The sequence below is a fragment of the Sphingobium xanthum genome, from assembly GCF_019737615.1.
Classification (GTDB): Bacteria; Pseudomonadota; Alphaproteobacteria; order Sphingomonadales; family Sphingomonadaceae; genus Sphingobium; species Sphingobium xanthum.
Map to the genome: position 1 here is coordinate 92,155 of NZ_JAHKKS010000001.1, position 24,201 is coordinate 116,355.

General features: G+C 66.0%; 25 protein-coding genes. 11 read left to right on the plus strand and 14 right to left on the minus strand.

All coding sequences use genetic code 11. The features are described from left to right. Positions 1-7 precede the first annotated feature (7 nt). The 8 genes from KM135_RS00475 to nhaA form a co-directional block, all read right to left on the minus strand. A complete protein-coding gene (locus tag KM135_RS00475) occupies positions 8-550 on the minus strand; it encodes a demethoxyubiquinone hydroxylase family protein (protein WP_221711942.1) in 543 nt (180 codons plus the stop codon). Next, a complete protein-coding gene (locus tag KM135_RS00480; RefSeq protein ID WP_221711943.1) occupies positions 547-1,041 on the minus strand; it encodes a disulfide bond formation protein B in 495 nt (164 codons plus the stop codon). The genes KM135_RS00475 and KM135_RS00480 overlap by 4 nt, the downstream gene beginning before the upstream one ends. Before the next feature lie 2 nt (positions 1,042-1,043). Continuing rightward, positions 1,044-2,399 carry a S41 family peptidase gene (locus tag KM135_RS00485; protein WP_221711944.1) on the minus strand — a complete coding sequence of 452 codons (1,356 nt, stop codon included), beginning with the start codon at positions 2,397-2,399 and terminating at the stop codon, positions 1,044-1,046. A gap of 137 nt (positions 2,400-2,536) precedes the next feature. Continuing rightward, complete coding sequence (locus KM135_RS00490; protein ID WP_246605638.1) at positions 2,537-3,742, minus strand: murein hydrolase activator EnvC family protein; 1,206 nt, start codon at positions 3,740-3,742, stop codon at positions 2,537-2,539. A 45-nt stretch (positions 3,743-3,787) separates the two neighbouring features. After that, the gene (locus KM135_RS00495) at positions 3,788-4,213 is read right to left on the minus strand and encodes a 23S rRNA (pseudouridine(1915)-N(3))-methyltransferase RlmH (protein ID WP_221711946.1); all 426 of its coding nucleotides are present in this window, start codon (positions 4,211-4,213) and stop codon (positions 3,788-3,790) included. A 29-nt stretch (positions 4,214-4,242) separates the two neighbouring features. Then, entirely contained in the window at positions 4,243-4,578 is a 336-nt protein-coding gene (rsfS, locus tag KM135_RS00500; protein ID WP_246605681.1) for a ribosome silencing factor, read from the minus strand. Between the two features lie 89 nt (positions 4,579-4,667). Then, entirely contained in the window at positions 4,668-5,300 is a 633-nt protein-coding gene (locus KM135_RS00505; RefSeq protein WP_246605639.1) for a nicotinate-nucleotide adenylyltransferase, read from the minus strand. Between the two features lie 14 nt (positions 5,301-5,314). After that, positions 5,315-6,580 carry a Na+/H+ antiporter NhaA gene (nhaA, locus tag KM135_RS00510; protein ID WP_221711949.1) on the minus strand — a complete coding sequence of 422 codons (1,266 nt, stop codon included), beginning with the start codon at positions 6,578-6,580 and terminating at the stop codon, positions 5,315-5,317. A gap of 193 nt (positions 6,581-6,773) precedes the next feature. Between nhaA and KM135_RS00515 the strand changes: the two genes are divergently transcribed. The 5 genes from KM135_RS00515 (at position 6,774) to KM135_RS00535 (ending at position 12,787) form a co-directional block, all read left to right on the plus strand. Beyond that, entirely contained in the window at positions 6,774-8,168 is a 1,395-nt protein-coding gene (locus KM135_RS00515) for a glycosyl transferase family protein (protein WP_221711950.1), read from the plus strand. Positions 8,169-8,229: 61 nt separating this feature from the next. Next, a complete protein-coding gene (locus KM135_RS00520) occupies positions 8,230-9,255 on the plus strand; it encodes a hypothetical protein (RefSeq protein WP_246605640.1) in 1,026 nt (341 codons plus the stop codon). 57 nt (positions 9,256-9,312) lie between these two features. After that, complete coding sequence (locus KM135_RS00525; protein WP_221711951.1) at positions 9,313-10,227, plus strand: sulfite exporter TauE/SafE family protein; 915 nt, start codon at positions 9,313-9,315, stop codon at positions 10,225-10,227. Between the two features lie 20 nt (positions 10,228-10,247). After that, positions 10,248-11,009: a TIGR02186 family protein gene (locus KM135_RS00530; RefSeq protein WP_221712494.1), complete on the plus strand. Its 762-nt coding sequence runs from the start codon at positions 10,248-10,250 to the stop codon at positions 11,007-11,009. A gap of 116 nt (positions 11,010-11,125) precedes the next feature. After that, positions 11,126-12,787, plus strand: coding sequence for an ATP-binding protein (locus KM135_RS00535; protein ID WP_221711952.1), 1,662 nt, complete (start codon positions 11,126-11,128; stop codon positions 12,785-12,787). A gap of 238 nt (positions 12,788-13,025) precedes the next feature. Here KM135_RS00535 and KM135_RS00540 read toward each other — a convergent pair whose 3' ends face one another. Next, entirely contained in the window at positions 13,026-13,853 is an 828-nt protein-coding gene (locus KM135_RS00540) for a hypothetical protein (RefSeq protein WP_221711953.1), read from the minus strand. 266 nt (positions 13,854-14,119) lie between these two features. Here KM135_RS00540 and KM135_RS00545 point away from each other — a divergent pair, with 266 nt between their 5' ends. The 5 genes from KM135_RS00545 to KM135_RS00565 all read left to right on the plus strand — a co-directional run bounded on the left by KM135_RS00545 (position 14,120) and on the right by KM135_RS00565 (position 18,965). Next, entirely contained in the window at positions 14,120-15,322 is a 1,203-nt protein-coding gene (locus KM135_RS00545; RefSeq protein WP_221711954.1) for an XRE family transcriptional regulator, read from the plus strand. After that, positions 15,322-15,804, plus strand: a complete 483-nt coding sequence (locus KM135_RS00550) for a DUF4411 family protein (RefSeq protein ID WP_221711955.1) — start codon at positions 15,322-15,324, stop codon at positions 15,802-15,804. Before KM135_RS00545 ends, KM135_RS00550 begins: the two co-directional genes overlap by 1 nt. 111 nt (positions 15,805-15,915) lie before the next feature. Next, positions 15,916-16,857: a dioxygenase family protein gene (locus KM135_RS00555; protein ID WP_221711956.1), complete on the plus strand. Its 942-nt coding sequence runs from the start codon at positions 15,916-15,918 to the stop codon at positions 16,855-16,857. A 3-nt stretch (positions 16,858-16,860) separates the two neighbouring features. Further along, entirely contained in the window at positions 16,861-17,655 is a 795-nt protein-coding gene (locus KM135_RS00560; RefSeq protein ID WP_221711957.1) for a response regulator, read from the plus strand. After that, complete coding sequence (locus KM135_RS00565) at positions 17,652-18,965, plus strand: sensor histidine kinase (RefSeq protein ID WP_221711958.1); 1,314 nt, start codon at positions 17,652-17,654, stop codon at positions 18,963-18,965. The genes KM135_RS00560 and KM135_RS00565 overlap by 4 nt, the downstream gene beginning before the upstream one ends. Positions 18,966-19,109: 144 nt before the next feature. Here KM135_RS00565 and KM135_RS00570 read toward each other — a convergent pair whose 3' ends face one another. Beyond that, positions 19,110-19,367 (minus strand): hypothetical protein, encoded by a 258-nt coding sequence (locus KM135_RS00570; protein WP_221711959.1) that lies wholly within the window; start codon positions 19,365-19,367, stop codon positions 19,110-19,112. 111 nt (positions 19,368-19,478) lie between these two features. Beyond that, positions 19,479-20,468, minus strand: coding sequence for an ABC transporter substrate-binding protein (locus KM135_RS00575; protein WP_221711960.1), 990 nt, complete (start codon positions 20,466-20,468; stop codon positions 19,479-19,481). A gap of 194 nt (positions 20,469-20,662) precedes the next feature. On the opposite strand from KM135_RS00575, the gene KM135_RS00580 reads away from it, so the two are divergent. Beyond that, complete coding sequence (locus KM135_RS00580; protein ID WP_221711961.1) at positions 20,663-21,010, plus strand: MFS transporter; 348 nt, start codon at positions 20,663-20,665, stop codon at positions 21,008-21,010. A gap of 316 nt (positions 21,011-21,326) precedes the next feature. Here KM135_RS00580 and KM135_RS00585 read toward each other — a convergent pair whose 3' ends face one another. The 3 genes from KM135_RS00585 to KM135_RS00595 all read right to left on the minus strand — a co-directional run bounded on the left by KM135_RS00585 (position 21,327) and on the right by KM135_RS00595 (position 24,037). After that, on the minus strand, positions 21,327-21,836 hold the full coding sequence (locus KM135_RS00585) for a helix-turn-helix domain-containing protein (protein ID WP_221711962.1): 510 nt from the start codon (positions 21,834-21,836) through the stop codon (positions 21,327-21,329). 466 nt (positions 21,837-22,302) lie between these two features. Continuing rightward, complete coding sequence (locus KM135_RS00590) at positions 22,303-23,043, minus strand: SDR family oxidoreductase (protein WP_246605641.1); 741 nt, start codon at positions 23,041-23,043, stop codon at positions 22,303-22,305. Further along, a complete protein-coding gene (locus KM135_RS00595) occupies positions 23,036-24,037 on the minus strand; it encodes a Rieske (2Fe-2S) protein (RefSeq protein WP_221711963.1) in 1,002 nt (333 codons plus the stop codon). Before KM135_RS00595 ends, KM135_RS00590 begins: the two co-directional genes overlap by 8 nt. Positions 24,038-24,201 lie beyond the last annotated feature (164 nt).

The window sequence follows — 24,201 nt, forward strand, 5'->3', positions numbered from 1 at the left end:
TTCCTCTTCAAAGACGCTGGGACAAGGTGATGGCAGCGCGACAACCGAGCCGGATCAGACCGGACAGGAGCGGGTAGGCGGGCGCCGATTCGGCGCCATGTGCGATAGCAGTCTCGCGATGTTCGACTTCCTCGGCACGGAAATCCGCGATCGCCCCGGACAGTTCCGGGTCCTGGCCGCCGAGATCGTCGAGCTGGCGCCCATAATGGTCGTCGATCTCGGTCTCGATGGCCGCCGTGCAGGCCATCGCGGCCTGCGGCCCCAGCAATGCCGTCGCGGCGCCGAGCGCGAAACCGGCGACATGCCAGAAGGGCTGGAGCATCGTCGGGCGGACCCCGCGCTGCGCCATCATCGCGTCGAAATGCTTGCGATGACGCTCTTCCTGCGCGGCCATGCGCGCAATCTCGCGGCTCATCGGATGGCGGTCGCCCAGCACGGCAAGCTGCCCTGCATAGATGCGGATCGCGCCATATTCGCCAGCCTGATCGACGCGCAGCATGGCGTCCGCGCCGGTCCGGCGCTGCCCGGGGCGGGGTGCGGGACCGGTCATGCCGCCTTGCTCCATGTGCGCACGAGAGCGAAGATCAGCAGCGCGCCGCCGACCGAGAGGATCGCGTTGAACCCGGCCAGCGAAATGCCGAACAGGTCCCAGGGTGCGACATCGCAGCGCACCAGCTTGGCGTTCATGATCGTGTCGAGCATCGACTGGCCGGGTGCCGGCGTGGCGGTCGTCGCGCAGGTCGTGATCCCTTCCCACCAGCCATATTCGACGCCGGCATGGAAAGCGCCGATCACGCCGCTCGTGGCGATGCCCAAAGCGGCCAGCAGCGTGAAGACCGCGCTCATTGGCGGATTGCCGCGCAGGGCGATGGCCGCGAGCGCCGCGAAGATCGCACCGAGATGCGGCCAGCGCTGCCACATGCACATCTCGCAGGGGATAAGGCCGCCCAGATATTGCGATCCGATCGCGCCGCCCAGCAGGGCGACAGGCAGAAGGATGGCAACCAGCCGGGCGCGGGAGAGGATCGTCTCGCGCATCATGATTATTTCTGCTTGGGCGCCTTCTTGTCCTTGACCGCGGCGACCTGCACCGGCGGCGCCAGGCGGCCGATTGTCTTCAGCGCATAATCGAGCTGGAAGTCCTCGATGCCCTGCTTCTTGAGGTCCTCGGCCGTCGCGGTGAAGCGCGGATCGGTATTGGCGTCCGCTTCCAGCTCGGCGCGGTCCAGCTTCGCCTCGTTGATGAGGTGCTTGCGCAGGTCGCTTTCGCGATAGCGCGGGCGCTTTGCATAATCGGGATCGGACAGCTGCGGCACCAGGACATCCGGCTCGATGCCGCCTTCCTGCACCGACTTGCCCGACGGCGTGTAATAGCGCGCCGTGGTGAGCCGGAGGGCCGTTTCCGGCGAGAGCGGGAGCAGGGTCTGCACGCTGCCCTTGCCGAAGCTGCGCTCGCCCATGACGAGGGCGCGATGATGATCCTGCAGCGCGCCGGCCACGATCTCGGAAGCCGAAGCCGAGCCGGCATCGATCAACACAACGATGGGCAGACCCTGCGCATCGTCGCCCGGCCGGGCATAATAAGGCCGGTTGTCGCCGCGCAGACGGCCACGCTGCGAAACGATTTCGCCCCTGTCGAGGAAGGCGTCGGAGACGGTCACCGCCTCGTCGAGCAGGCCGCCGGGGTTGGAGCGCATGTCGAGCACATAACCGATGGGCTTGCGGCCCAGCGACTTGTCGATGCTGCGGATCGCGCTCTGCACGTCGGCACCGGTATCGGCCGAGAAGCTGACGATCTTGATGACGCCGATATTCTCCTTCACCGACCATTTGACCGGCTTGATGTCGATGATCGCGCGGGTCAGCGTCAACTCGATCGGCTCGTCGCGACCGGCGCGGGCAATGGTGAGCTTGACCGGCGAGCCGGGCGCGCCGCGCATCTTGTCGACGGCCTCGTCGAGCGAGCTGCCGTAGATCAGCTTGCCGTCAATGTGCGTGATATAGTCGCCGGCCTTGATGCCGGCCTTGGCGGCAGGCGTGTCGTCGGTCGGCGCGATGACCTTGACCACGCCTTCGTCCAGCGTGACCGACAGCCCGAGTCCGCCATAGCTGCCTTCGGTCTGCGTGCGCAGATTGGTGAAGTCGCGTGCGTCCAGATAGGAGCTATGCGGATCGAGACTCGACAGCATGCCTTCGATCGCGCCCTTGATCAGCGTCGCATCGTCCACTTTCTCGACATAGCTGGCGCGCACGCGCTGGAAGACGTCCATGAAGAGATCGAGCTGCTTGTAGGTCTCGCTCTCGCTTTCCGTAACGGCCGACGTCGAGGCCGGGATCAGCGCAATGGCGCCGAGGATAGCGGCGGAGCGGACCAGAAACGTGCTGCGGGCACTTGGCATGGCGTGGCTTTCGAAGCGAGTGGTTGAACCGAACTATAAGCGCGATTGCAGGGTCTGCCTAGCGCGGCCGCAGATTGCGCGCACAAGGGTTACGCTTGGCTGAACGGCTCGTCCTTGATCTGGATCGTCTCGTCCGTTCAGCGCAGCAGCGAGGCGATGTCGATGGGCCGCTCCTGACGGCGCAGCTCGACAACGATGCGGGGTTTGTTCGGCCCGGCGCCACCCAGCGGATCGCCCTGACGCACCTGATCGCCGATCTGCGCGGTGAGCCTGTCCAGATTGGCGATGAGCGTCGTCCAGCCGCCGCCATGCTCGATGATCACGATGCGACCATAGCCTCTGAACGGCCCGGCAAAGGCGACGCGGCCATTGGCGGGCGCGACGACCGTTGCCGAGGGTGCAGCGGCAATGGTGAGGCCGCGCGCCCGCACCCCGCTTTCGCTGACCTCGCCGAAGCCCGTGACGACCTCGCCAACCACAGGCAACCGATAGGCTGGTGCCTGGGCGGTTGCAGCCATGGTTGCACGATCTGTCGGCAAGGGTGCGTCGCCGGGCTGGGCCGGGCGCGGATCGGGGCCGGGCAATTGCATCAGCGCATCCCGGATGACCGAAGCATCCTCTATCTTCTCCATGAGGTCGCCGATGTCGCGCGCTTCCTCGCCCATGGCGAGAGCGCGCTCGGTTTCCAGGCTGGCGCTGGCCCGATATTCCCGCGAGGCGACGCGCTGGCGTTGCTCGAGATTGGCAAGGGTCTGGCGCTGGAGCGTGAGTCCGTCCCGCGTCCGCGCCATGGCAGCCAGCGCTTCATCGGCGCTTTGACGCAGTTCCCGGCTGCGGGCGATCTCGGCGCGGAGACCCCGCGTGCGCTCCATGACGACCGGCATGATCCGCGCCAGCACGATCCGGCGATGCACCGCGTCGCTCACGCTGCCCGGCGCGACCAGAGTCAGCACGGGCGAACGGCGGGCAATCTGCTGGAGCGCGGCCGTGAGCCGGACCATCGGCTTCTGGCGCAAGGCGAGACGCCGTGCCTGCTCGCGCTGGAGCCCGGCGATGATCGCGATGCGCGCTTCCCCGGCGCGTAGATCGGCTTCGCTCTGCTGGATGCGCGCAGCGAGCGCGGCGATCCGGTCGCGCGTCTGGTCGGCCGCGTTGGCGGCGTCGCGCGAACGGGCCTCGAGTGCTTCGCTGCGTTTGCGCGCTTCCTCGGCCTGCGCCTTGGCGCGCACGAGCGCAGTGCGCTGCTCGGCAAGGCTGGTGCCAGGGACGGGCGAGCCGGCGCTCTGCGCCAGCAGGGCGACGGGAAGAGCGCAGGCGAAAAGGGCGAGAAGGCGGGAGATCATCGCGAAGACCGCAGTATCCATTTTCCTTCGCGCGATGTCATCCCGCTATCCCTCGCGATGATAGGGATGATTGGCAAGGATGCTCGTCGCGCGCCAGAGCTGCTCTGCGAGCATGGCGCGCGCCATCATGTGCGGCCAGGTCATGGCGCCGAAAGCGATGCGCAGGCTGGCGGCATCGCGCTCGGCCTGGGAGAAGCCGTCGGCCGCGCCGATGAGGAAGCGACATTCGCGCATGCCCTCGTCCCGCCAGCGGCCGAGCCGCTCGGCAAAGGCGACCGAGCCGACCTGCGTGCCGGTCTCGTCCAGCATGACGGTGACGGATGGAGAGGAGGCGGGCGGCGGCTCCTTGCCGCCCCTGTCGGGCAACTCGGTGATGCGGGTCGGCCAGGTGACGCGCTTCATGTAGCGCTCGACCAGATCGGCCTCCGGCGTGCGGCCGATGCGCCCGCGCGCGACGATGTGCAGCAGCATTCAGCCCCCAAATGCGCTGTGTCTGGCTCTCAAGCCTCGCCGGCAGCGAGCGGCGCGTCGGTGAAGCCCCACATGCGCTCAAGATTGTAGAAGCTGCGCACTTCCGGGCGGAAGATATGCACGACAACATCGCCAGCGTCGATCAGCACCCAGTCGGCGACTGGCAGGCCTTCGATGCGGACGTTGCGGCCCATGGCTCCCTTGACGCGCTCGGCAAGCTTCTGCGCAATAGCGGCGACCTGACGCGACGAGCGCCCGGAGGCGATCACGATATGGTCGGCAATGCTGCTTTTGCCTGCGAGGGGGATGCTGATCACATCCTGCGCCTGATCGTCATCCAGCGACTGAAGCACGATCTCAAGCAAGCGATCGGCGGAAGCGTCGAGGCCGGAGGCGGGAAACCCAGCGTCATTGGCGGGGCTGGCGATCCTGGTCGGTAACGGGTCTGGCAATGTCACTCCTGTGGGATGCGGCGACCGGTCACGCCGTCGCGCGGCATGGCGAAAGCATAGCTTCGGTGCCAAAGGGGGGCCTTCTGCCGAAGCAGGGTGGCCGATCGGGGATCAGGGCGGAAGCGCAAATGCACGAGCGCCGGCAATCTCCACTTCGTCCAACTTTTCCTCTGGCTTGCGGGTCGGACGAAACGCCGCAACCAGGCCATGGCAGGTGAGCCGAAAGCATCGCGATTATAGCCCGGACGGGCGATGACGGCAATGGCGTTCGTGCGCGCTATGGCGCGCCAGGCTTTCCATTGATGGAATTGGGCCAGATTGTCCCCACCCATGAGCCAGATGAAGCGGATGCGCGGATAGCGCAGACGGAGCTTGCGCAGCGTGTCCACCGTGAAGCGCGTGCGCAGATCCCGCTCGATGGCCGTGACCCGGATCGGCGCCTTCCTCGCTGCCTTCTGTGCGCTGGCGGCGCGGGCAGCGAGCGGCGCCATGCCCGCCCTCGGCTTCAGCGGATTGCCCGGCGAGACGAGCCACCAGATTTCGTCCAGATCCAGCGCTTCCCTTGCGAACAGCGAGATCGACCGATGTCCGCCATGAGCGGGATTGAACGAGCCGCCGAGCAGGCCGACCGTCATGCGCCGTCCGCGCGTCACGCAGCCACGTCGCCGTCTTTGGTGATCTCGCGATCCTGCGCTGCCTCGATGGCGTCATGGTCAGCATGCGGTGGGGCGAAACGAAGAACGAGAAAACCGGCAATGGCCGAGAGGACGGAGCCCGCCAATATGCCGGCCTTTGCTTCCTCGGCCAGCGCCGGTGATCCGGGGAAGGCGAGCGCACCGATGAAAAGGCTCATCGTGAAACCGATGCCGCAGAGCAGGGCAAGGCCATAGACCTGCAGCCATGTCGCGCCGCGCGGGAGACTGGCGAGGCCAAGCTTCACACTCATCCAGACGGCGCCGAAGATGCCGACCTGCTTGCCGGCGAAGAGCCCCAGCATCACCGCCAGGGGAAGCGGCGCGGCAAGCTGGGCGAGGAGATCGCCCTGGATGGTCACGCCGGCATTGGCGAAACCGAATATCGGCACGATCAGATAGGCGCTCCATGGATGCAGCAGATTTTCGAGGCGGTGCAAGGGACTGTCCGGCGCATCCGGGGCGCCGGGCGTCAGCCGGATCGGGATGGCAGTGGCCGCGAGCACGCCCGCGATCGTCGCGTGGATGCCGGAAAGCAGCACGCAGTACCACAGCAACAGCGCGAGCAGGAGAAACGGCCACAGCGCCTTCACGCCGAGCCGTCCGAGCGCGAGCATCGCGCCGTAGGCCAGCGCGGCCGCGAGCAGCGCTGTGCCGCTGATCGCGGCGGTATAGGCGACGGCGATGATCGCGACGGCGCCCATGTCGTCGACGATAGCGATGGTGGTCAGCAGCAATTTGAGCGAGAGCGGCGCGCGGGAGCCGAGCAGCGCCAGCACGCCGATCGCGAACGCGATGTCGGTCGCGGCGGGGATGGCCCAGCCGGCCCTCAGTTCCGCGTGGTCGCCAATTACCAGCAGATAGGCGATCGCCGGCACGATCATGCCGGCAGCGGCGGCGAGAACGGGGAGGCGCCGGCGCTCCCAGCTCGACAGTCGGCCGTCCAGCCACTCGCGCTTGATCTCCAGCCCGACGACGAGGAAGAAGATCGCCATCAGGCCGTCATTGACCCACAGATGCGGCGTCATCTCGCCGAGCTTGGCCGAGAGCGTGTGGCCGAGCGGCGCGTGGAGGAGATGGTGATAGCTGTCCGCCAAGACCGGGGAGACATTGGCCAGCAGGATCGCCAGGGCCGAAGCGGCGATCAGGAGCGCGCCGCTGCCTGCCTCGCTGGCGAGGAAGGCGCGCAAGGTCGAGGGCGGTAGTTGTGCGGAATGTGCCATGGCAGATGTCTCGCTAAAGAAGGGGGGCAGGGGCGTCAAATCCAACCGGTCGGTGAGATTTATGATCCGCAGCAATGGGTGGCTCCGCCAGCGATCCGTCACATCGACCACATTCATGCCTTGCAAATCGGCGGGGGATCGGTGGATATGGGCATGCTCGGGCGAAGGACAGGGGCGCCGGGCCAGGGGGGAAATGGATCCGGGACTGGCGGCACTTGAGCTGCTGCGCAACGAACTGCTCTTGTTCGCCGCGATCGGCCTGCTGATCGGCGGGATTGACGATCTGTTCGTCGATCTTGTCTACGGCCTGCGCCGCCTCTGGCGCTCGCTCACCATCTATTCCCGCATTCCACGCATGACCTCGCGGGACCTTCCGCCGCCGGGCGCGGCCGGGCCGATCGCCGTGTTCGTGCCGGCCTGGGACGAAGCGTCCGTGCTTGGCCCGATGCTGCACGGTTGTCTCGACAAATGGGCGCAGGATGATGTCCAGATCTTCGTCGGCGTCTATCCGAACGATCCGGCCACCGTGGATGCGCTGGTCGAGCTCGTTGCCGAGCGGGGCTTCGGTCGGGTGAACATGGTGGTCAATCATCGTTCGGGGCCGACGACCAAGGCCGATTGCCTCAATCTGCTCTGGCGTGCGCTGCGTCGCTGGGAAGCGGCTTATGAACGCGAGTTTCTGGTGGTCGTCCTGCATGATGCCGAGGACGTCGTGCATAAGGATTCGCTGCGTCTCATAGGCATGCTGGCGCCCCGCTTCGCGCTGGTGCAGTTGCCGGTTCTGCCGCTGGTTGGCTCGGGATTGGTGGCGGGCCATTATTGCGATGAGTTTGCCGAGGCGCATGGCAAGTCGATGACGGTGCGCGAGGCATTGGGCGCTGCCCTGCCATCGGCCGGCGTCGGCTGCGGGTTCAACCGGCAGGCGCTGGGCCGGCTTGCTGCGGAGCGCGACGATCTGCCGTTCGACGTCGCGAGCCTGACGGAAGATTATGAACTCGGCTTGCGGCTGGGCGAAGCCGGCGGTCGCGGCGTGCTCGTGCGCATGCGCGACGAGAAGGGCGGCATCATCGGCACGCGGGAGTATTTTCCGGACACCTTCTCCACAGCGATCCGGCAGAAGGCGCGCTGGACGATCGGGATCGCGCTGGCCGGGTGGGATCGGATGGGCTGGACGGGACGCTGGCGGGAGAGCTGGATGCGGCTGCGCGATCGCCGTGCCCTGATCGCCGCGCTGATCCTCCTTGCCGCTTATGGCGGGCTGTTGCTGACCGCGTTCCTCGTCATCGCGGATCTGCTGCTCGGGCGCACAGCCTCGCCATCTCCCGCGGCACTGACCTTGCTCCTGTACGCCACAGCCTGGTTGCTGGCATGGCGGCTCCTGGTGCGCATGTTGTTCGTCTGGCGGGCCTATGGGGTCCGACAGGCGCTCCTGTCCGTACCCCGTACGTTTGTCGCGAACATCATAGCGATGTTGGCGGCGCGCCGCGCCCTCACCCTCTACCTCGCCCATTTGCGCGGACAGAAGCTGGCATGGGACAAGACGGCGCATCGCTTCCCCGACAAGGCGGCGGCCGAACATTGTGAGTAGCGCCGGGCGTCCTCTTCGTTTTCTCGGCTATCTGCTGGGTGGCTGGGTTGGCATTCGGGCCATGTCCACCGTCGGCCCGGTGATGTGGGGCATCGCGATTGCGCCTGCATCCGACAACTTCGTTGGTTATCGGTCGGTCAGCGATCATGGCGGAGCGCCGGCGCGCGCCGTGACGGAGCGGCCTGCGATATTGCCGGCTGTTCCGCGCATCGGCGTTTCGACTGTGCCGATGGCCGCCATGGGGAAGCGCGTGGCCGTTCCGGCGCCCTTGCCGACCAACTCGGGTGGCTGGAGTACCAGCACCGCCGAGCTCATGCTCAGTTCCATATTGAGCTTCGTGCAGCCGCGGATGGGCGGCAGTCTGATCGATCGGGTGAATGAGATCGTCGCCGGCAGTGAAGGACGCGCGGAGGGAATGACTGCCGCGCCGATCGCGCCGCGGACCGATGTGACGGGCCGCTGGTCGGGCACGGCGTGGCTGCTCTGGCGGCCGGAAACCGGCGGCAACGTCGTCCAGGCACCTTTGCTCGGCGGATCGCAAGGTGGCGCGCGAATCGATTATCGGCTGCTCAGCGGTAAGGCAGGCCAGCTCAGCCTCTATGGACGGGCCAGTCGCGCCCTCACCGGGCCCTCGTCCGAGGAAGGCGCGCTCGGCCTCGCGGTGCGCCCGGCCGGGCTTCCGGTCTCGCTGCTCGCCGAGCGACGCCAGCGCATCGGCCCGGGCGGGCGCAACGGGTTCGCCCTGCTTGCCGCCGGCGGCACAGGCCCGCGCGATGTCGCGCACCGCGTGGAGGCGGAAGGCTATGCGCAGGCGGGCATCGTCGGACTGCCGGGGTCGGACGGGTTCGCGGACGGCAAGGCAAGCCTTGGCTATCGGCTGGCGCCGCAGGGCAGGGTGACGCTGGGCGGCAGCATCTCGGGCAGTATCCAGCCGGGCGCAAGCCGCGTCGATGTCGGGCCGGAGCTCAGGCTGCGCCTGCCGATGGGGCAATCCGCGCTGCGCCTTTCGACCGAGTGGCGCACGCGCATCGCCGGCGATGCGCGACCGGCCAGCGGACCGGCGGTCACGCTCGTCACGGATTTTTAGCCCGCAAGGCCGACCCGCCTCTTTTGGCGCGGCCGCTTTGCGACTACCGAGGGCGGCATGGACATCTATCTGCCGATCGCCAACCTGTCGGTGAACGCGCTCGTGATCATCGGGCTCGGCGGACTGGTGGGCCTGCTTTCCGGCATGTTCGGCGTGGGTGGCGGCTTCCTGACGACGCCTTTGCTGATCTTCTATGGCATCCCTCCCACGGTTGCGGCGGCGTCGGCGGCGACGCAGGTCATGGGCGCGAGCGTTTCCAGCGTGGTCGGCCATCTCGGGCGCAAGACCATCGACCTGCCGATGGGCGGCGTCATGGTGCTGGGCGGGACGATCGGCGCGATCATCGGCGCTTTCATCTTCCGCCTGCTGGAGCGGCTCGGGCAGATCGATACGGTCATCGGTATCCTCTACGTCGTCATGCTCGGCTCCATCGGCATCCTGATGGCGCGCGAGGCGATCCACACGCTCGTCATGGCCCGGCGCGGCGAGCGACCCGAAGCGCGCAAGCGGCGGCATCATCCGCTGGTGGCCGCGCTGCCCCTGCGCTGGCGCTTCTATGCCTCCGGCCTCTACATCTCGCCTTTCGCGCCGCTGCTGCTCGGCATCTTCTCCGGCATCATCACCATGCTCATGGGGATCGGCGGCGGGTTCATCCTGGTGCCGGCCATGCTCTACATCCTCGGCATGTCGACGCAGCTGGTCATCGGTACCTCGCTGTTCCAGATCCTGTTCGTGACGATGGTGACGACGATGGTCCATGCGACCACCACCCACGCCGTCGATCTCGTCCTCGCCTTCCTGCTGCTCATCGGCAGCGTCACCGGCGCGCAAATTGGCGGGCGCATCTCGATGAAGGTGCGGCCCGAATATCTGCGCGTGGCGCTCGCCTTCATCGTGCTCATCGTCGCGATCCGCATGGCGCTCGGGCTCGGCTGGCGGCCGGACGAGATCTATACGGTGACGCTCCAGTGACGCGGCTCCTCGCCCTCCTCCTGCTCCTCTTCCTGACCGGCCCGGCGGCACTGGCGCAGAGCCAGCGCGCGGCGCCCGTGCTGGTGCCCGACGTGTCGCAGCGGACGGTCGAGATCCGCTTCAGCTTCACCGGCGCCGAGCTGCTTCTCTTCGGCGCGATCCTCTATCCCGGCGGCCGCCTGCCCGACGAGCCGGCCGACATCATCGTCGTGCTCAAGGGGCCGAGCCAGGCGATCACCATGCGCGAGAAGCAGAAGATCGCGGGCATCTGGGTCAATGCCGACAGCCTCGACTTCCGCTCCGCGCCCTCCTTCTACGCGGTCGCCTCGTCCAGGCCGATCGACAAGCTCGTCGACGAGCGGACCGCGGCGATCTACGAGCTCGGCCTCTCCAAGCTCCAGCTCTCGCCTTCCTCGGTCAGCGACACGACCGAGATCGACCGGTTCGCCCGCGGCCTCGGCGACCTCAAGGGGCGCAACGGCCTCTATCTGGAGGAGCCGGGCGCGGTCGAGATCACCGACGGCGTGCTCTACCGCGCCCGCCTCCCGCTCTCCGCCCGCGTCGTCACCGGCACCTATACCGCCGAAACCTTCCTCGTGCAGAACGGCCGGGTGCTCGCCGCCGCCACGCGCGAGATCGAGGTGCGCAAGACCGGCTTCGAGCGGCTGATCGGCCAGTTCGCACAGGACCATGACGTTGCCTATGGCCTCGTCGCGATCGCGCTCGCCCTCTCGATGGGGTTGTTCGCGGGCTTCGTGGCGGGGCGGATCGCCGTCGCCTAACGCATCGTTTACCGCAGTTTTCCGGGAGATTTTACATCTCCGAAGGGTTTTGTTTACGCCTTGCTGATAGCGCCTTGAGCTGTCCGGGACCGTGGGAGCAGACGCGCGTGAACTTCATGACAGGCAAGCTTCCGCATGGCGACCCGGCCGCAGCCGACCCCGCCACGCCTCGCCGCCGCCTGTCCGACCTCGTCATCGGCGTCGTCTCGGGCATTTCGGGCGGATCGGCGACGATCATGCTCGACATCGCCGCGATGGAATCGCTCGCCGGCCATGCCGACCCCAGCGTGGCGATGGCCGGGCAGGTCGGCAGCCAGGTGAAGATGCGCATGGGCCAGGCCTGGCTCGTCGCGACCGTCCGCACCCTCGCGCTGGCGCCCAAGGGCACCCATGTCGTCGCCGAGATCGACTTCATCGGTGAAGGCGACCAGGAGCAGCTCACCGGCCGCATCTTCCGCTTCCGCCGCGGCGTCACGCGCTTCCCGCTGCCGGGTACGCACATCTTCCCGGTCTCCAACGCCGACATGATCGAGATCTACTCCGCGCACGATCAGGCGCGCATCGAGATCGGCACCGTGTACCCGACCGCCACGACCCGCGCCTCGCTGCTGGTCGATGCGTTGCTCGGCAAGCATTTCGCGCTGCTCGGCTCCACCGGCACCGGCAAGTCGACCAGCGCCGCGCTCATCCTCCACCGCATCTGCGACATGGCGCCGCAGGGGCATGTGGTCATGATCGACCCGCACGGCGAATATGGCGCGGCCTTCGCGACCAATGGCGCGGTGTACAATGCCGCCAATCTCGAGCTGCCATATTGGCTCATGAACTTCGAGGAGCATTGCGAAGTCATCGTCACGTCCAAGGGGCCGGAGCGCGCCATGGACTGCGACATCCTCGCCAAATGCCTGCTCGCCGCCCGCGCCCGCAACCGCGCCGCGGAAGGCATTGGCCGCCTGACGGTGGACTCGCCGATCCCATATCTGCTCAGCGACCTCACGACGATCCTGCAGAACGAGATGGGCAAGCTCGACAAGAGCACCAATACGCTGCCCTATCTGCGCCTGCGCACCCGGCTCGACGAGATCAAGGCCGATCCGCGCTTCAGCTTCATGTTCTCGGGCATGCTCGTGGCGGATTCGATGCAGGCTTTCCTCAGCAAGATCTTCCGCCTGCCCGCGCAGGGCAAGCCGATCTCGATCATCGACACGTCCGCCATGCCGAGCGAGATCACGCATGTCGTCGTCTCGGTGCTCTCGCGCCTCATCTTCGACTTCGCCATCTGGGCGCGCGACGAGGAGCAGAAGCCGATCCTGCTCGTCTGCGAGGAAGCCCATCGATACATCCCCGCGAGCAACGCGGGCGAGGGCCAGAGCGTCCGCAAGATCCTGGAGCGCATCGCCAAGGAAGGCCGTAAATACGGCGTCTCGCTGGGCCTCATCACCCAGCGCCCGAGCGACCTTGCCGAAGGCGTGCTCTCCCAGTGCGGCACGATCATCGCCATGCGCCTCAACAACGAGCGCGACCAGCATTTCGTGAAGGCGGCCATGCCCGAAGGCTCGCGCGGCTTCCTCGATGCGATCCCGGCCCTGCGCAACCGCGAATGCGTGGTCTGCGGCGAAGGCGTCTCCGTGCCGATCCGTGTGGCGTTCGACGATCTCGAGGCGGAGCGGCGCCCGGCTTCGGCGGACCCCGTGTTCTCGGCCTTGTGGCGGCAGTCCGGCGGCGAGGAGGAGATCCTCGAACGCACGGTCAACCGCTGGCGCAACCAAGGGCGCTGAGCCCTTTCCCTTGTGCTCCTGCCCAGGGCGGCAAGGCACGTTTGTTGGGCCATGGGCTCCTGGTTGGGCTCCGCCCGCCTTCGGCTCCGCAGGAGCACTGGTGCTGCTGGATCATGATAAGCTCTCAGTCGCATCATCGCCGCGCAACAATCTTGCGAAGGTTATGAAGGTTATGGGGTCCGCCTGAATCTCCCTGCGGATCGCCCGGCGCATGTCCCGCGCATCGCCCGAGCTCCCATCACTGCCGGCACAGGTCGCTCGCCAGTGCGCCGAGGCGGCCGAGGCCGCCGGGCGGGGTGGGCGCGCGGGCGGCGGCGAAGAAGCGGCGGCGGGCTTCCTCCTGATCGTCATCCTGCCGGGTACACCAGCGCGCGAACGTCTCGGCTTCCTCTTCCGAGGCATAGCGCCAGCCGGCCATTTCCGGGAAGGCCTCATCCGGATCGAGCGCGAACTCCTCTTCATCGGCGCCCTCGGGCAGGGGCGCGTCCGTCACCCATTCGTCCTCGTAAAGATCCCACTCGAACTCGGGGCGCTCCAGATAGCCGGCAGGGCGCGGGCTGGGCTCGGCGGGCGCGGTCTCGCCGCTCTCCAGCGCGTCCATATTCCTGTCCCACGCCTCGCGCAGCGCCTGCCGTGCGCGGGACGCGCCCAGCATGCGCTCGCCGCGCTCCAGCAGATATTTGAGCAGATGATCGTGATAGACCCGCTCGGTCGCGACGACCTCCCCGCCATACCAGCGCTCGCGGATGGTGCCGTTCAGCGCGCGATCGATCGCGGTGGGCAGAAGCTGCTGCATGGCGCGCTCCAGCGCGGCCTCCCACGCGGCATCGAAGGCGCGCGCATCCGCGCGGCGGCGCAGGCGCCAGGCGGACTGGGCCGTCATCCCGACGGCGACGGCCGCATGGGTCACATTGCCGGTATCGGCGAGGATCTCCAGAAACTCGCGCTGGCGGGCCGGCGTCCAGCCGTCATGCCGCTCGGCGACGGGGACGAGGGCTTCGTCGGGGAGGGTGGCGTACGGATCGGGAGCGGGGTGCGCGGGGGTGATGGGGGTGTGTTTGGTCATGGGACGTCCTCCGTGAAAAAGGGGGACTCGCCAGATATGATGGATTGGGGGATGTAGGACAGCGAACAATTACTTGCGTGTCGCAAAAGGGTTGTGTCAGAATCAAGTGTGAAATTGGGAAAGCGCCATATCTTCAAAGAGCAAATCTTTGGCGTGCAACGCGGTGCGCTAGCGCGACTGGAAGACGTGCGCCTTGTTGAGAACCAAGCAACCGGCATAGCAATATCTACCCTCGATCGCGCGTTTGGCGTCAACGCTTCACCAGCATGACAACCAAGCGGCTCAAAGCAACGGTCAACCCAGCGCTCCTCGTTTGGGCGAGGAAGTCAGCCGGCTACGACATCGAGGAAGCAGCTGCCAAGCTTAACCTCGATCCGGATCGACTCATGGCATGGGAAACCGACGGCGATGAGGAAGCACCTTCGATCCCGCAACTTCGAAAGATTGCTGAACTTTACAAAAGGCCGCTTGCAGTCCTCTATTTGCCCGAGCCCCCTCTAGCATTTCAGCCTATGCACGATTTCCGTCGCCTGCCTGAGCATGGCGCCCGTCGTTTTTCGCCCGGTCTAACGCTTGAAATACGAGCTGCCCATCAGCGGCGCACGCTTGCACTTGAGCTGTTCGATGAGGATGGCGAAGAGCCGCAAGCGTTTGCCCTAAAGACGACACCCAACACTAAAGCGGAGGTGGCCGGTGCTGCGATGCGCGAGGCGCTCGGCATCGACTATAAGCTCCAGAGCGGGTTTAGGGATCACCTCACTGCATTTCGCGCGTGGCGTTCAAGGATCGAAGATCTAGGCGTGCTGGTGTTTCAAGCTTCGCGTCTTGAAGAAAGCGAGGCGTCCGGTTTCGCCTACTGGGCGGAGGTGCTGCCGTTCATCGTGGTGAACAGTAAGGACGCCTATCCCCGCCGCACGTTTAGTTTACTGCACGAGTTGGCCCACCTGATGCTCCACCAAAGTGGTGTGTCGGATGGCGATCCTGATGCTCCTCGCCCGCCCAGTGATCAGAGGGTCGAGATATTCTGCAACCAAGTCGCAGCGGCCGCCCTCATGCCGCGTGACCTGTTTCTGGCGGAGCCAATCGTCGCCGCGCGTGGTGCTGGACAGCATGAGTGGAGTGATGAGGATATTCGCGCTCTGTCCGTGACGTTCGGGGCGTCGCGTGATGCGGTTGCTCGTCGTCTCTTCACGTTCAATCGTGCAACGGAAGCGTTCTACAAGCGCAAGCATGCTCAATATTTGAATGAATATCGAGCGCAGAAGCTGCGCGACAAGGAGAAGAATGCCGATAAGACGATAGCGCGTAACATGCCTCGCGAAACAATCGCCAATTTCGGACAACCTTTCGTAAGAAAGGTACTTGAGCAATATCATTCTGCTCGTATCAGTCTCTCGGAGGTTTCCGGTTATCTGGGGGTTAAAGCTAAGCATATTGCCGGTATTGAACAAAACTTAGGCTTAGCCTGATGCCTCAAGCTGGTCCGTTCTACAGCTTCGACACCAGCTCGCTCATTCATGCATGGCGCCGCGCCTATCCACCTCATCGCTTCGCATCAGTCTGGACTGCGTTCGATGCACTTATCGATGAGGGGCGCATGCTCGCCTCGATCGAGGTGTTTCACGAGCTGAAGAAAAAGGACGATGACGTTCACGCTTGGGCGAAGGATCGTAAGGAAGCTTTGTTTCGCGAGATAGACGATGAAGTGCAGGCGGAGGTCGTGCGCCTCATGGCGACCTATCCCCGGCTCGTCGATACCAAGACAGGAAAATCGGGTGGTGATCCGTTCGTAATAGCCCAGGCGCTCGCCGCCTCTCCTCGGCTCACCATTGTGTCTGAGGAAGCGGGAGGATCCCTCAAGCCGCCAAAAATCCCATATGTCTGTCAGCAAGAAGGCTTACGTATCATCAATCTGCTCACGCTTATCGAAGACGAGGATTGGACGTTCTAGCCATCTTTTGCGCAGGGTTGATCTCCACCCCCGCAACAAACCGTAACATTCCGCAATTCCCGCGCATCATCGCCCGCTTATCCCGAAGCTCCCCACAAGGAGCTTCCCCTCATGACACAGCCCATTCTCACTCCGGACGCTCATGACGATCATGAGCATGACCGCGGCCTCGAACATGATCTGATCGCCATCGAGAAGCTGGCCGTCGGCCGGCGGCGGGCGCTTTCCTGGCTTGGCGGCGCGGGCAGTGCGGCGCTGCTCGTCGGCTGCGGCGGCGAGAGCGGATCGACCGGCACGGCCACGATCGCCACGCCGACCCCGACGCCGACAAGCACCGCGACGCCGACGCCCACGCCAAGCTCGACCGCGACGCCGACGCCGACGCCCTCATCCGGCACCTGCACCGTGCCGGCGACCGAGACCAACGGCCCCTATCCGGCGGACGGGACCAACACCGCGCCGGGCGTCACCTCCAATGCGCTGACCTATACCGGCGTCGTGCGATCGGACATCCGCTCCAGCTTCGCCGGCTCCTCGACCGCGACGGCGGCGGGCATCGTGGTCGACATCACCATCACCCTGGTCGACGCGAACAACAGCTGCGCGGCGCTGGCGGGCTATGCGGTCTACATCTGGCATTGCGACCGGGACGGCAAATATTCGCTCTACGACCTGCCGAACGAGAGCTATCTGCGCGGTGTGCAGATCTCCGACGCCAATGGCCAGGTGACGTTCCGCACGATCTTCCCCGGCTGCTATTCGGGGCGCTATCCGCACATCCACTTCGAGGTGTTCTCCTCGCTCACCAATGCGACGGGCGGGCGGTTCGCGGTGCTGATCTCGCAATTCGCGATGCCGGCGACGCAATGCGCGCAGGTCTATGCGACCTCGGGCTATGCGACGAGCCTGACCAACTACAGCCGCACCACGATCGCCAACGACAATGTCTTCGGCGACAACAGCACGGCGCAGATGACCGTGATGACGCTCACCATGAGCGGCGACACGACCAACGGCTATACGGCGACCAGCACGATAGGCATTGCAACCTGAGCGATGAGCGGCCCACTATGCTCCGATGAAAGCGATGGCGAGGACGCGGTGACGGGCGTGGTTGGCGACGGTTCCGGCGTCGTCGGGGATGGGGGCGTGCGCCGGCATGTCGTCGTGCTCGACGACGATGCCAAGCTGCGCGCGCTCATCCGCGAATATCTGGAAGCGCACGACCTGCGCGTCACTGCCGTCGCCAGCGGAGCGGAGCTGACCCGGCTGCTGGAGCGCGAGCGGGTCGATGCGCTGATCCTCGACGTCATGATGCCGGTCGAGGACGGGATCAGCGTCTTGAAGCGGCTCGCGCAGAAGGGTGATGCGCCGGCGATCCTGATGCTATCCGCCATGGCAAGCGATGTCGACCGGATCGTCGGGCTGGAGCTGGGCGCGGACGATTATCTCGCCAAGCCGGTCAATCCGCGCGAGCTTCTGGCCCGCGTGCGCGCGGTGCTGCGGCGGAGCGGGCCGGCCGGTGCGGCGCCGGCGGGCGGCGATGCCGTGTTGCGCTTCGATGGCTGGGAAGTGGATACGGGCGGGCTGACGGTGCGCGCGCCGGGCGGGGAGGCGCTGAGCCTCACCACCAACGAATTCCGCCTGCTGCTCGCGCTGGTGCGGCGGGCGGGCCGGGTGACGAGCCGCGAAACCCTGATGAGCGAAGTGCACGGGCAGGACGCGGAATTTTATGACCGCGCGGTCGACGTCGGCATCTCGCGGCTGCGCACCAAGCTCGACCAGCATGGCGGCGGCGACCTCATCCGCACCGTGCGCGGCGAGGGCTATCTGTTCACGAAGCGACCATGACCGGCGCGCGGGGGGCAAGAGGCTGGAGCATCGCGCGGCAGATCGGGGTCTTGATCTTCGCGGCGCTGATCCTGCTGACGGCGGCCAACTTCGCGGTGACCTTTGCCGGGCCGCCGCCGCGCGAGCCGCCGGTGCAGTTCACGCAACTCGTGCCCGTTCTCCAGGGGCACGCGCCGGAGCGGCGCCCGCCGGGCGAGCGGCTGACGGTCGAGGCGGCCGCGACCTTCGCCGCGCGATCGGGCGAGCGGCGACGGCCGGACGGCGAGGCCCGGCTCGCGCAATTGCTGGCGGTCGCGCCCGGGCAGGTGCGGCTGACGACCGCGCAGCCGCTCTTCGGCCGCATCCCCGATGCGCTGGCCGGGGGCTTCTCGCTCGGCCTGGCGGACGGGGCCGGCGGCTGGCGGATCGTGCGCAGCGCACCGCAGCCGCTGCTGACGCAGTGGCATTGGACGACCATCGCCGTGACGCTCGGCCTCACCTTGCTGCTGGGCTTCATCGCGGCGCGCATCACCATGGGAATCACCCGGCCGATCCGCCGCCTCGCGCAGGAAGCCGACCAGGCCTATCTGGAAGGGCCGGCGGGGGCGATCACCGTCAGCGGCCCGCCGGAGATCGCGCATCTGGCCGGCACGATCGCCGCGATGCGCGACCGCTTCGCCGCGATGGTCGAGAACCGCACGATGATGCTCGCCGCCATCTCGCACGACATGGCGACGCCGCTCGCGCGGCTGCAATTCCACGTCGCCAAGCTGCCCGCCAGCGTGCGCGCGCAGGCCGAGGCGGACCTGGAGGAGCTCTCCGCGCTGATCGCCAGCATTCTCGGTTACGCCAAGGGCCAGCAGGGGCTGGACCGTAAGCCGGTCGCGCTGGTCACCCTTGCGCGCGACGTCGTGCAGCGGGCGGACCGGGCGGAGGCGCCGGTGACGATCGCGGGCGATCCGGCGGAAATCTGGGTAGCGGGCGACCGGCTCGCGCTGCAGCGGCTGATCGGCAATCTGGTGAGTAATGCTCAGCGTTATGGCGGCGGCGGGCGCGTCCTGATCGCGCCGGCGGCGGGCGCGGTGTCGCTCATCGTCGAGGACGACGGGCCGGGCTTCGATCCGGCGATGGCCGAACGCCTGTTCGAGCCCTTCTTCCGCATCGAGGCCTCGCGCAGCCGCGAGACAGCAGGCGCGGGGCTGGGGCTTGCGACGGCACGCGCGATCGCGGAGGCGCATGGCGGGACGCTGACGGCGGCGAGCGCGACGGGTGCGGGCGCGCGGTTTATGCTGACATTGCCGGTGGTGGAGCGGGTCGTGGGCGAGGTTTAGCGGTGCCACTTAGCCCCTCCCCTTCAGGGGAGGGGTTAGGGTGGGGCTGGACATCGCGGATCAAGCGCTGTGCAAGCGATGCTGGCGCATCGCCCCCACCCCCTACCCCTCCCCTGAAGGGGAGGGGCTTAAGGGGCGCAGCCGTCACGCCACGCCATTACACCAGATGCTCTCGATCCTGCCCGCGCGCCGGTCGAAGATGACATGCACGACGCCGCATCCTCCATCCTCCACGCCCAGCAACCGGTTCTCGTCGGCTAGCCATTGCCGTTCGCCATCGGAGGAAGCGCCCAGATAGAGGCCGATCACCTTCCCGTCGCCCGCATCGGCATAATAGCGGTCATAGTTGGTGATGCGGCGAGCGCCTTCCGGCATCCGGACCTGTTGTTCGATGCGGTCCATGAGTGCGGCTTCCTCGCTTTGCGGTGCCGCGCAGCATGTGAGGGCGAGGAGGTTCGCCAGGAGAAGGACGCGATTCATACGGCCTATGCTGTCATGCCGATCTCGGTGCGTCTACTTCCCCCGCAACAGCGCCTCCGCCTCCGCCTGCACGCTCGGGTCGATCAGCGTCGCCAGTGTCTCGCGGGTGCGGGGTGTGCGGCGGTCGTTGGCGGCCATCCAGGCTTCCTCGGTGGTGAGCGTGTCGAGCAGGGCCGGGGAGAGGCGCGCGGGGAAGCGGTGCTGCGGCCAGGAAGCGCGGATCAGCTGGGGCGCGTAGCCGGTGATTTGAGCCGTCAAGGCGATGGTCTTGGCGGAGGGGCGGCGGATTTCGCGGGAGGCCTGCATCAAGGTCGCGACGAAGCGGACGATCTTCGCGCGCGTGGCCGGATCGGCGAGCTTCGCGGCGGTCGTGTGGAGATTGTAGAGCTCCTGATAGCCGGTGTCTGGATCGAGGATCACCGCATCCTTGCTGAGATGATGGATGGCGATTTCCGGCTCCGGGTCCCAGAGCACGAGCGCGTCGGCGGCGCCGTCGATCAGCAGCTTGCCGGCGTCCTTCGGCGGGAGGGGGATGGGGACGATCTGGACATCGGCCTCGCGCAGCCCGGCCGTGTCGAGCGCGCGCTTGAGGTAGAAGGCGGCGGAGCTGTCCTTGACGGTGGCGACCTTGCGGCCGCGCAGATCGGCCACGGAGCGGATGCCGGTCGCGCGCCTGGTCACGATCCGATAGTGGCCCTCGGTCACGGTGAGGATGATGCGCAGATCGGGATGGGCCAGCGAGTGGCGCAGCGCCTGCGTGTCGGCATGGCCGGCGAGATCGGCGTCGCCCCTCGGCATGTTGCGATAGAGCGCGGCGATGCCGCCGTTCGGGATGTTTGGGTCGCCGGCGCGCAGATGATGCAACGCATGATGGACGGGCGCGGCCTCGATCACGGCATGGGCGGAGAAGCGCAGGTCGCCCTGCGGCGGCGGGGTCTGCGCGGTGCGGCTGGCGCAGCCGGTGGTCGCGAGGAGCAGGGCGCCGAGGATGAGCGCCGCGATGGATGGCGTCCGGTTTGGCATGGCGTCCAGTGTTCCTCCCCTGTTTAACCGCGACCGCCTTCAACGGGTATGTGTTGTGGCTCGCCAGCCCTAGATGCGTGAAGGATACCCTGGACGCCGCGCCGTACCTTCAATTTCCCGGCATAATTCAAGATTGTTGTAATAATATCATCCCCGCTTCCGGCGCGATTGCCGGGCCGATCCTGCTCTCGCTGATGACGACGCCGCTTCTTGCGTTCGCCGCGATGCGCTGCCTCGCGCTGGTCGGCGAGCCGCTCTGGCTCGGCGGGGTGCTGCGCTTTGACTGCGGCCTGCTGCTCATCGGATCGCAGGCGGGGCTGAGCGCGCTGGTCGCCTCCCGCCACCCGACCTCGATCCGCTCGACCGGCATCGGCTGGGCCGGCGGCATCGGCCGGCTGACCTCGATGGTCGGCCCGGCAATCGGCGCGCTGATCCTCGCGGCAGGCTGGGGGCCATGGGAGATTTATCCGGCGATCGCGGCGCCGCTGTTGCTGGGGGAGACGGCGGGTGAGCGGGAGGCAGGGAAGGTCGTGGCGGCTTGAGGTGAGGGGCGTCGTTGACCGCTAGGGCCCCATTTTCGACCGTTCAAGGTGTCCCACTGCTATATCCCGCGCGCACACCGGAAACGCCAAAGTTGAAAGTTAGTTCAAGTCTTTGCTGCCAGCTTAAGGTAGCTTTTGCTGGCCCTTCACAATCGTGCGTTGAGCCCTCGGCTAAATTGGTGCGAAAGAAGCGGCTCGCAGATGCCTGTGCGAGCCGCTTCCTCTAGTGGTCCTTAGCCTCGGATACCTCTCCCAGCCGAAGCAGGGCTGTCTCTAAGTGCAAGGCTTCGACTGACGAAGAACGCCGCGTCGGGACCTAAGCTGGTCGCTTGTGCTTAGGCAGGGAAAGGGCTTTGCTCTTAGCCTTCGCCTCCTGCTTTGCCTTCGTAAATTCGGGCTCTAGCTCCTTCATCTTTTTGACGAGCCCTGAAAGGTCGTACTCGTTGCTCGTTTTGCCCTTGCCTGGGCTGGTCCGACCAATTCGCTGAATGAGGCCCGCTCCCTCCATCTCTGCGATGTGCCGTTGAATCTGTCGGTCACTCATTCCCATGCGCTCGGCCAGTGTCGCCTTCGACGGCCACGGCCTCCGATCTGCAGACCACCACTGGTCAAAGAGGTGCATGACGATATTGAACTGCACGGGGTTGAGCCCAATTCGAGCCTGCGCTTTCATTAGCAACGAGGGAGTGATGCAGAAGCCCACATCCATCACGGGCTTCCCGAACTTCTTCTCGGAAGCCTTCCGAGTGTCCTGCTTGCCGGACGCGGCCAGCAGGTCAGCGAGGTTCAAGACCTTACTCTCTGTATCTGTCTGCTCTGTGCTCATGGTGTATCCTCCGATGGCCCCCATTTGCCTGTTTTTCTGACAGATGCAACTGAATCGATAGGACGTGCATGTCCTATGCTACGAGACAATGACGTCTTATAGCTATGGTCGCTGTCGTCTTATAAAATAGGATAGTTGGGTTAAGCGGCATTACGGTTAACCGCATCACGAACTAGAACAGTGTCAGGACCGGACGCCGATGTCTGCAGGGGTCGAGCGAAATTTTTGACAATCCTCGTCCAGTTGACCTTGGGGTCCTTATGGAGGTGGACGGCCCCCGCGTAACCAATGCTTATCGGATACGTAATCGGCCCCTCTTGCCTCGTAAACATCATAGCGATGCGCGATTACGGGCAAAAGTTGTCAATATCGCCGGTAGTCAGATCGCAAACGGATCAAGCCAAGTGCTATTCGCAGGCAACAGAGGAACGGCCACCATCACGAACTCATTTAAGGCCAACGCCCCCTACCAAGGCACCTGCCCCTGATCCCCGTACAACCCACCCGTCGGCCCATCCTCGCCCAGCAGCGCCAGCCCCATAGCCACCGCCGCGCCTTCGCTGGGTGGGCGGCCTTTGCCGCTGGAGAGATCGGTGGCGCAGAGGCCCGGATTGGCGGCGTTGACCTTGATCGGGGTGTCGAGCAGTTCGTTGGCGAACTGGACGGTGATGCCGTTCACGGCGGTCTTGGACGTGTTGTAGGCGAGCAGGCGGCTGAACGAGAAGGGCGCGTCGCGGCCGCTGCTGAGCGTCAGGGACGCGAGGCCGGTCGACATGTTGACGATGCGGCCGGCGGGCGCCTTGCGCAGCAGCGGGAGCATGGCCTGGGTGACGGCGACGAGGCCGAAGACGTTCGCTTCGTAGGTCTGGCGCATCAGGGCGAGATCGGTGCCGCTGGGGGGCACGTTCTTCTCCAGCGAGACGGCGGCGTTGTTGACGAGGATGTCGAGCCGGCCCCAGTCGGTCGCGATGTGGCTCGCGGCGACGGCGACGCTGGCCTCGTCGGTCACGTCGATGGCGAGGAAATGCGCGTCCAGCCCCTCGTCGCGAAGGCGCGCGGTGGCGTCCTCGCCGGCCGGCGCATTGCGCGCGCCGAGCAGAACCGTGGCGCCTTTTTGCCCGAGGCCGCGGGCGATCTCGAAGCCGATGCCCTTGTTCGCGCCGGTGACGAGGGCGATCTTGCCCGCCGCTGCCGATGCTTCAGACATCGAACGGCGCCGAGCGCGGATATTTCTCCACATATTGGAGGAACTGGCCGAAATATTTGTCGCCGCGGATCAGCGTGCTCTTCTGGAAGCCGCGGAAGCGCAAAGACATCAGGATCGGCTCGTCCTCGGCATAGAGCTTGAGGATATAGTCCACGCGCTTCTCGAGCTCGGCGTCGGCGGCTTCCTTGCCCATCTCGTCGGCCTGCGACTTGCGCATGGCGACGACGAAATAGGCATCCGACCAGCCGGGCGCGACTTGCGAGCTGCCGGCCATGAACAGGCGCTCGATGCCGCCCGCAAGCTGGAGATGCGCGGCGAGCCAGGTGCAGCCGAAAAGCTGCGTGTCGGCGATGCGCACGTTCGATTCCTGGCGGACGACCACCACATCGTCGCCGAAATCGACGCTGACCGGATTGGGGTCCGGGATATTGTGGACGGTCTTCAAGTGCTGGAAATCGACCAGATTGGACGAGCTGATCCAGCCTTCGAGCGGGCGCAGGCCGCGATGGTGCGCCTTGTAATAGACCTCGTCTTCCGAGAGGTTCGGGAATTCGGGCAGGCCGAAAGTCGCTTCCTTGCCGTTGAACGCCCAGATGAGGCCCCAGCGCTCGGCGGCGGGATAGGGGTGGATGCGCACGGCCGAGGGGATGAGCTCCTCGCCAGGAATCTCGACGCAGTCGCCGCTCGGCCCGAAGCGCCAGTGATGATAGGCGCAGCGCACCGCGCCATCGACCAGGCAGCCCTCGGAGAGGTCCGCGCCGACATGCGGGCAGTATGCGCTCTGCACGACGGGTTTCCCGTCCGCCCCGCGATAGACGATGACGCGCGTGCCGAGAAAATTGACGCCGACGATCTTTCCCTCCGGAAGATCCTCCGCGAGCATCAGCGGGTTCCAGTTCCGCAGATAGGTGCCGTCATGGTCCTTGCCATGGACCTGGCCGTTATGCGGCGGGGGCGGGGCGAGCGGCGCCGCCAGGACATTCGCGTCGGACATCGGACTCTCCTTGACGGGGTCTGATTATCAGCTTCGGGAGCGAGGGGGAAGATATTTTATAGTGTGGTATAATTTTGAGAGTGGGTATTCAGCTCCCCTCCCTTTCAAGGGAGGGGGACGATGGTGGTTCAGGAAACGATATGTTGGGCTGCGGCGCGTGCGGA

What these genes read in the sequence shown, in the direction of transcription:
- KM135_RS00570 (WP_221711959.1), bottom strand. Translation starts at nt 19,367, where the DNA reads ATGGACCGCATCGAACAACAGGTCCGGATGCCGGAAGGCGCTCGCCGC.
- KM135_RS00540 (WP_221711953.1), bottom strand. Translation starts at nt 13,853, where the DNA reads ATGACCAAACACACCCCCATCACCCCCGCGCACCCCGCTCCCGATCCG.
- KM135_RS00580 (WP_221711961.1), top strand. Translation starts at nt 20,663, where the DNA reads ATGACGACGCCGCTTCTTGCGTTCGCCGCGATGCGCTGCCTCGCGCTG.
- KM135_RS00575 (WP_221711960.1), bottom strand. Translation starts at nt 20,468, where the DNA reads ATGCCAAACCGGACGCCATCCATCGCGGCGCTCATCCTCGGCGCCCTG.
- KM135_RS00485 (WP_221711944.1), bottom strand. Translation starts at nt 2,399, where the DNA reads ATGCCAAGTGCCCGCAGCACGTTTCTGGTCCGCTCCGCCGCTATCCTC.
- KM135_RS00595 (WP_221711963.1), bottom strand. Translation starts at nt 24,037, where the DNA reads ATGTCCGACGCGAATGTCCTGGCGGCGCCGCTCGCCCCGCCCCCGCCG.
- KM135_RS00480 (WP_221711943.1), bottom strand. Translation starts at nt 1,041, where the DNA reads ATGATGCGCGAGACGATCCTCTCCCGCGCCCGGCTGGTTGCCATCCTT.
- KM135_RS00545 (WP_221711954.1), top strand. Translation starts at nt 14,120, where the DNA reads ATGACAACCAAGCGGCTCAAAGCAACGGTCAACCCAGCGCTCCTCGTT.
- KM135_RS00565 (WP_221711958.1), top strand. Translation starts at nt 17,652, where the DNA reads ATGACCGGCGCGCGGGGGGCAAGAGGCTGGAGCATCGCGCGGCAGATC.
- KM135_RS00525 (WP_221711951.1), top strand. Translation starts at nt 9,313, where the DNA reads ATGGACATCTATCTGCCGATCGCCAACCTGTCGGTGAACGCGCTCGTG.
- KM135_RS00535 (WP_221711952.1), top strand. Translation starts at nt 11,126, where the DNA reads ATGACAGGCAAGCTTCCGCATGGCGACCCGGCCGCAGCCGACCCCGCC.
- KM135_RS00560 (WP_221711957.1), top strand. Translation starts at nt 16,861, where the DNA reads ATGAGCGGCCCACTATGCTCCGATGAAAGCGATGGCGAGGACGCGGTG.
- KM135_RS00475 (WP_221711942.1), bottom strand. Translation starts at nt 550, where the DNA reads ATGACCGGTCCCGCACCCCGCCCCGGGCAGCGCCGGACCGGCGCGGAC.
- KM135_RS00515 (WP_221711950.1), top strand. Translation starts at nt 6,774, where the DNA reads ATGGATCCGGGACTGGCGGCACTTGAGCTGCTGCGCAACGAACTGCTC.
- KM135_RS00550 (WP_221711955.1), top strand. Translation starts at nt 15,322, where the DNA reads ATGCCTCAAGCTGGTCCGTTCTACAGCTTCGACACCAGCTCGCTCATT.
- KM135_RS00520 (WP_246605640.1), top strand. Translation starts at nt 8,230, where the DNA reads ATGTCCACCGTCGGCCCGGTGATGTGGGGCATCGCGATTGCGCCTGCA.
- KM135_RS00590 (WP_246605641.1), bottom strand. Translation starts at nt 23,043, where the DNA reads ATGTCTGAAGCATCGGCAGCGGCGGGCAAGATCGCCCTCGTCACCGGC.
- KM135_RS00585 (WP_221711962.1), bottom strand. Translation starts at nt 21,836, where the DNA reads ATGAGCACAGAGCAGACAGATACAGAGAGTAAGGTCTTGAACCTCGCT.
- KM135_RS00505 (WP_246605639.1), bottom strand. Translation starts at nt 5,300, where the DNA reads ATGACGGTCGGCCTGCTCGGCGGCTCGTTCAATCCCGCTCATGGCGGA.
- KM135_RS00490 (WP_246605638.1), bottom strand. Translation starts at nt 3,742, where the DNA reads ATGATCTCCCGCCTTCTCGCCCTTTTCGCCTGCGCTCTTCCCGTCGCC.
- nhaA (WP_221711949.1), bottom strand. Translation starts at nt 6,580, where the DNA reads ATGGCACATTCCGCACAACTACCGCCCTCGACCTTGCGCGCCTTCCTC.
- KM135_RS00555 (WP_221711956.1), top strand. Translation starts at nt 15,916, where the DNA reads ATGACACAGCCCATTCTCACTCCGGACGCTCATGACGATCATGAGCAT.
- KM135_RS00495 (WP_221711946.1), bottom strand. Translation starts at nt 4,213, where the DNA reads ATGCTGCTGCACATCGTCGCGCGCGGGCGCATCGGCCGCACGCCGGAG.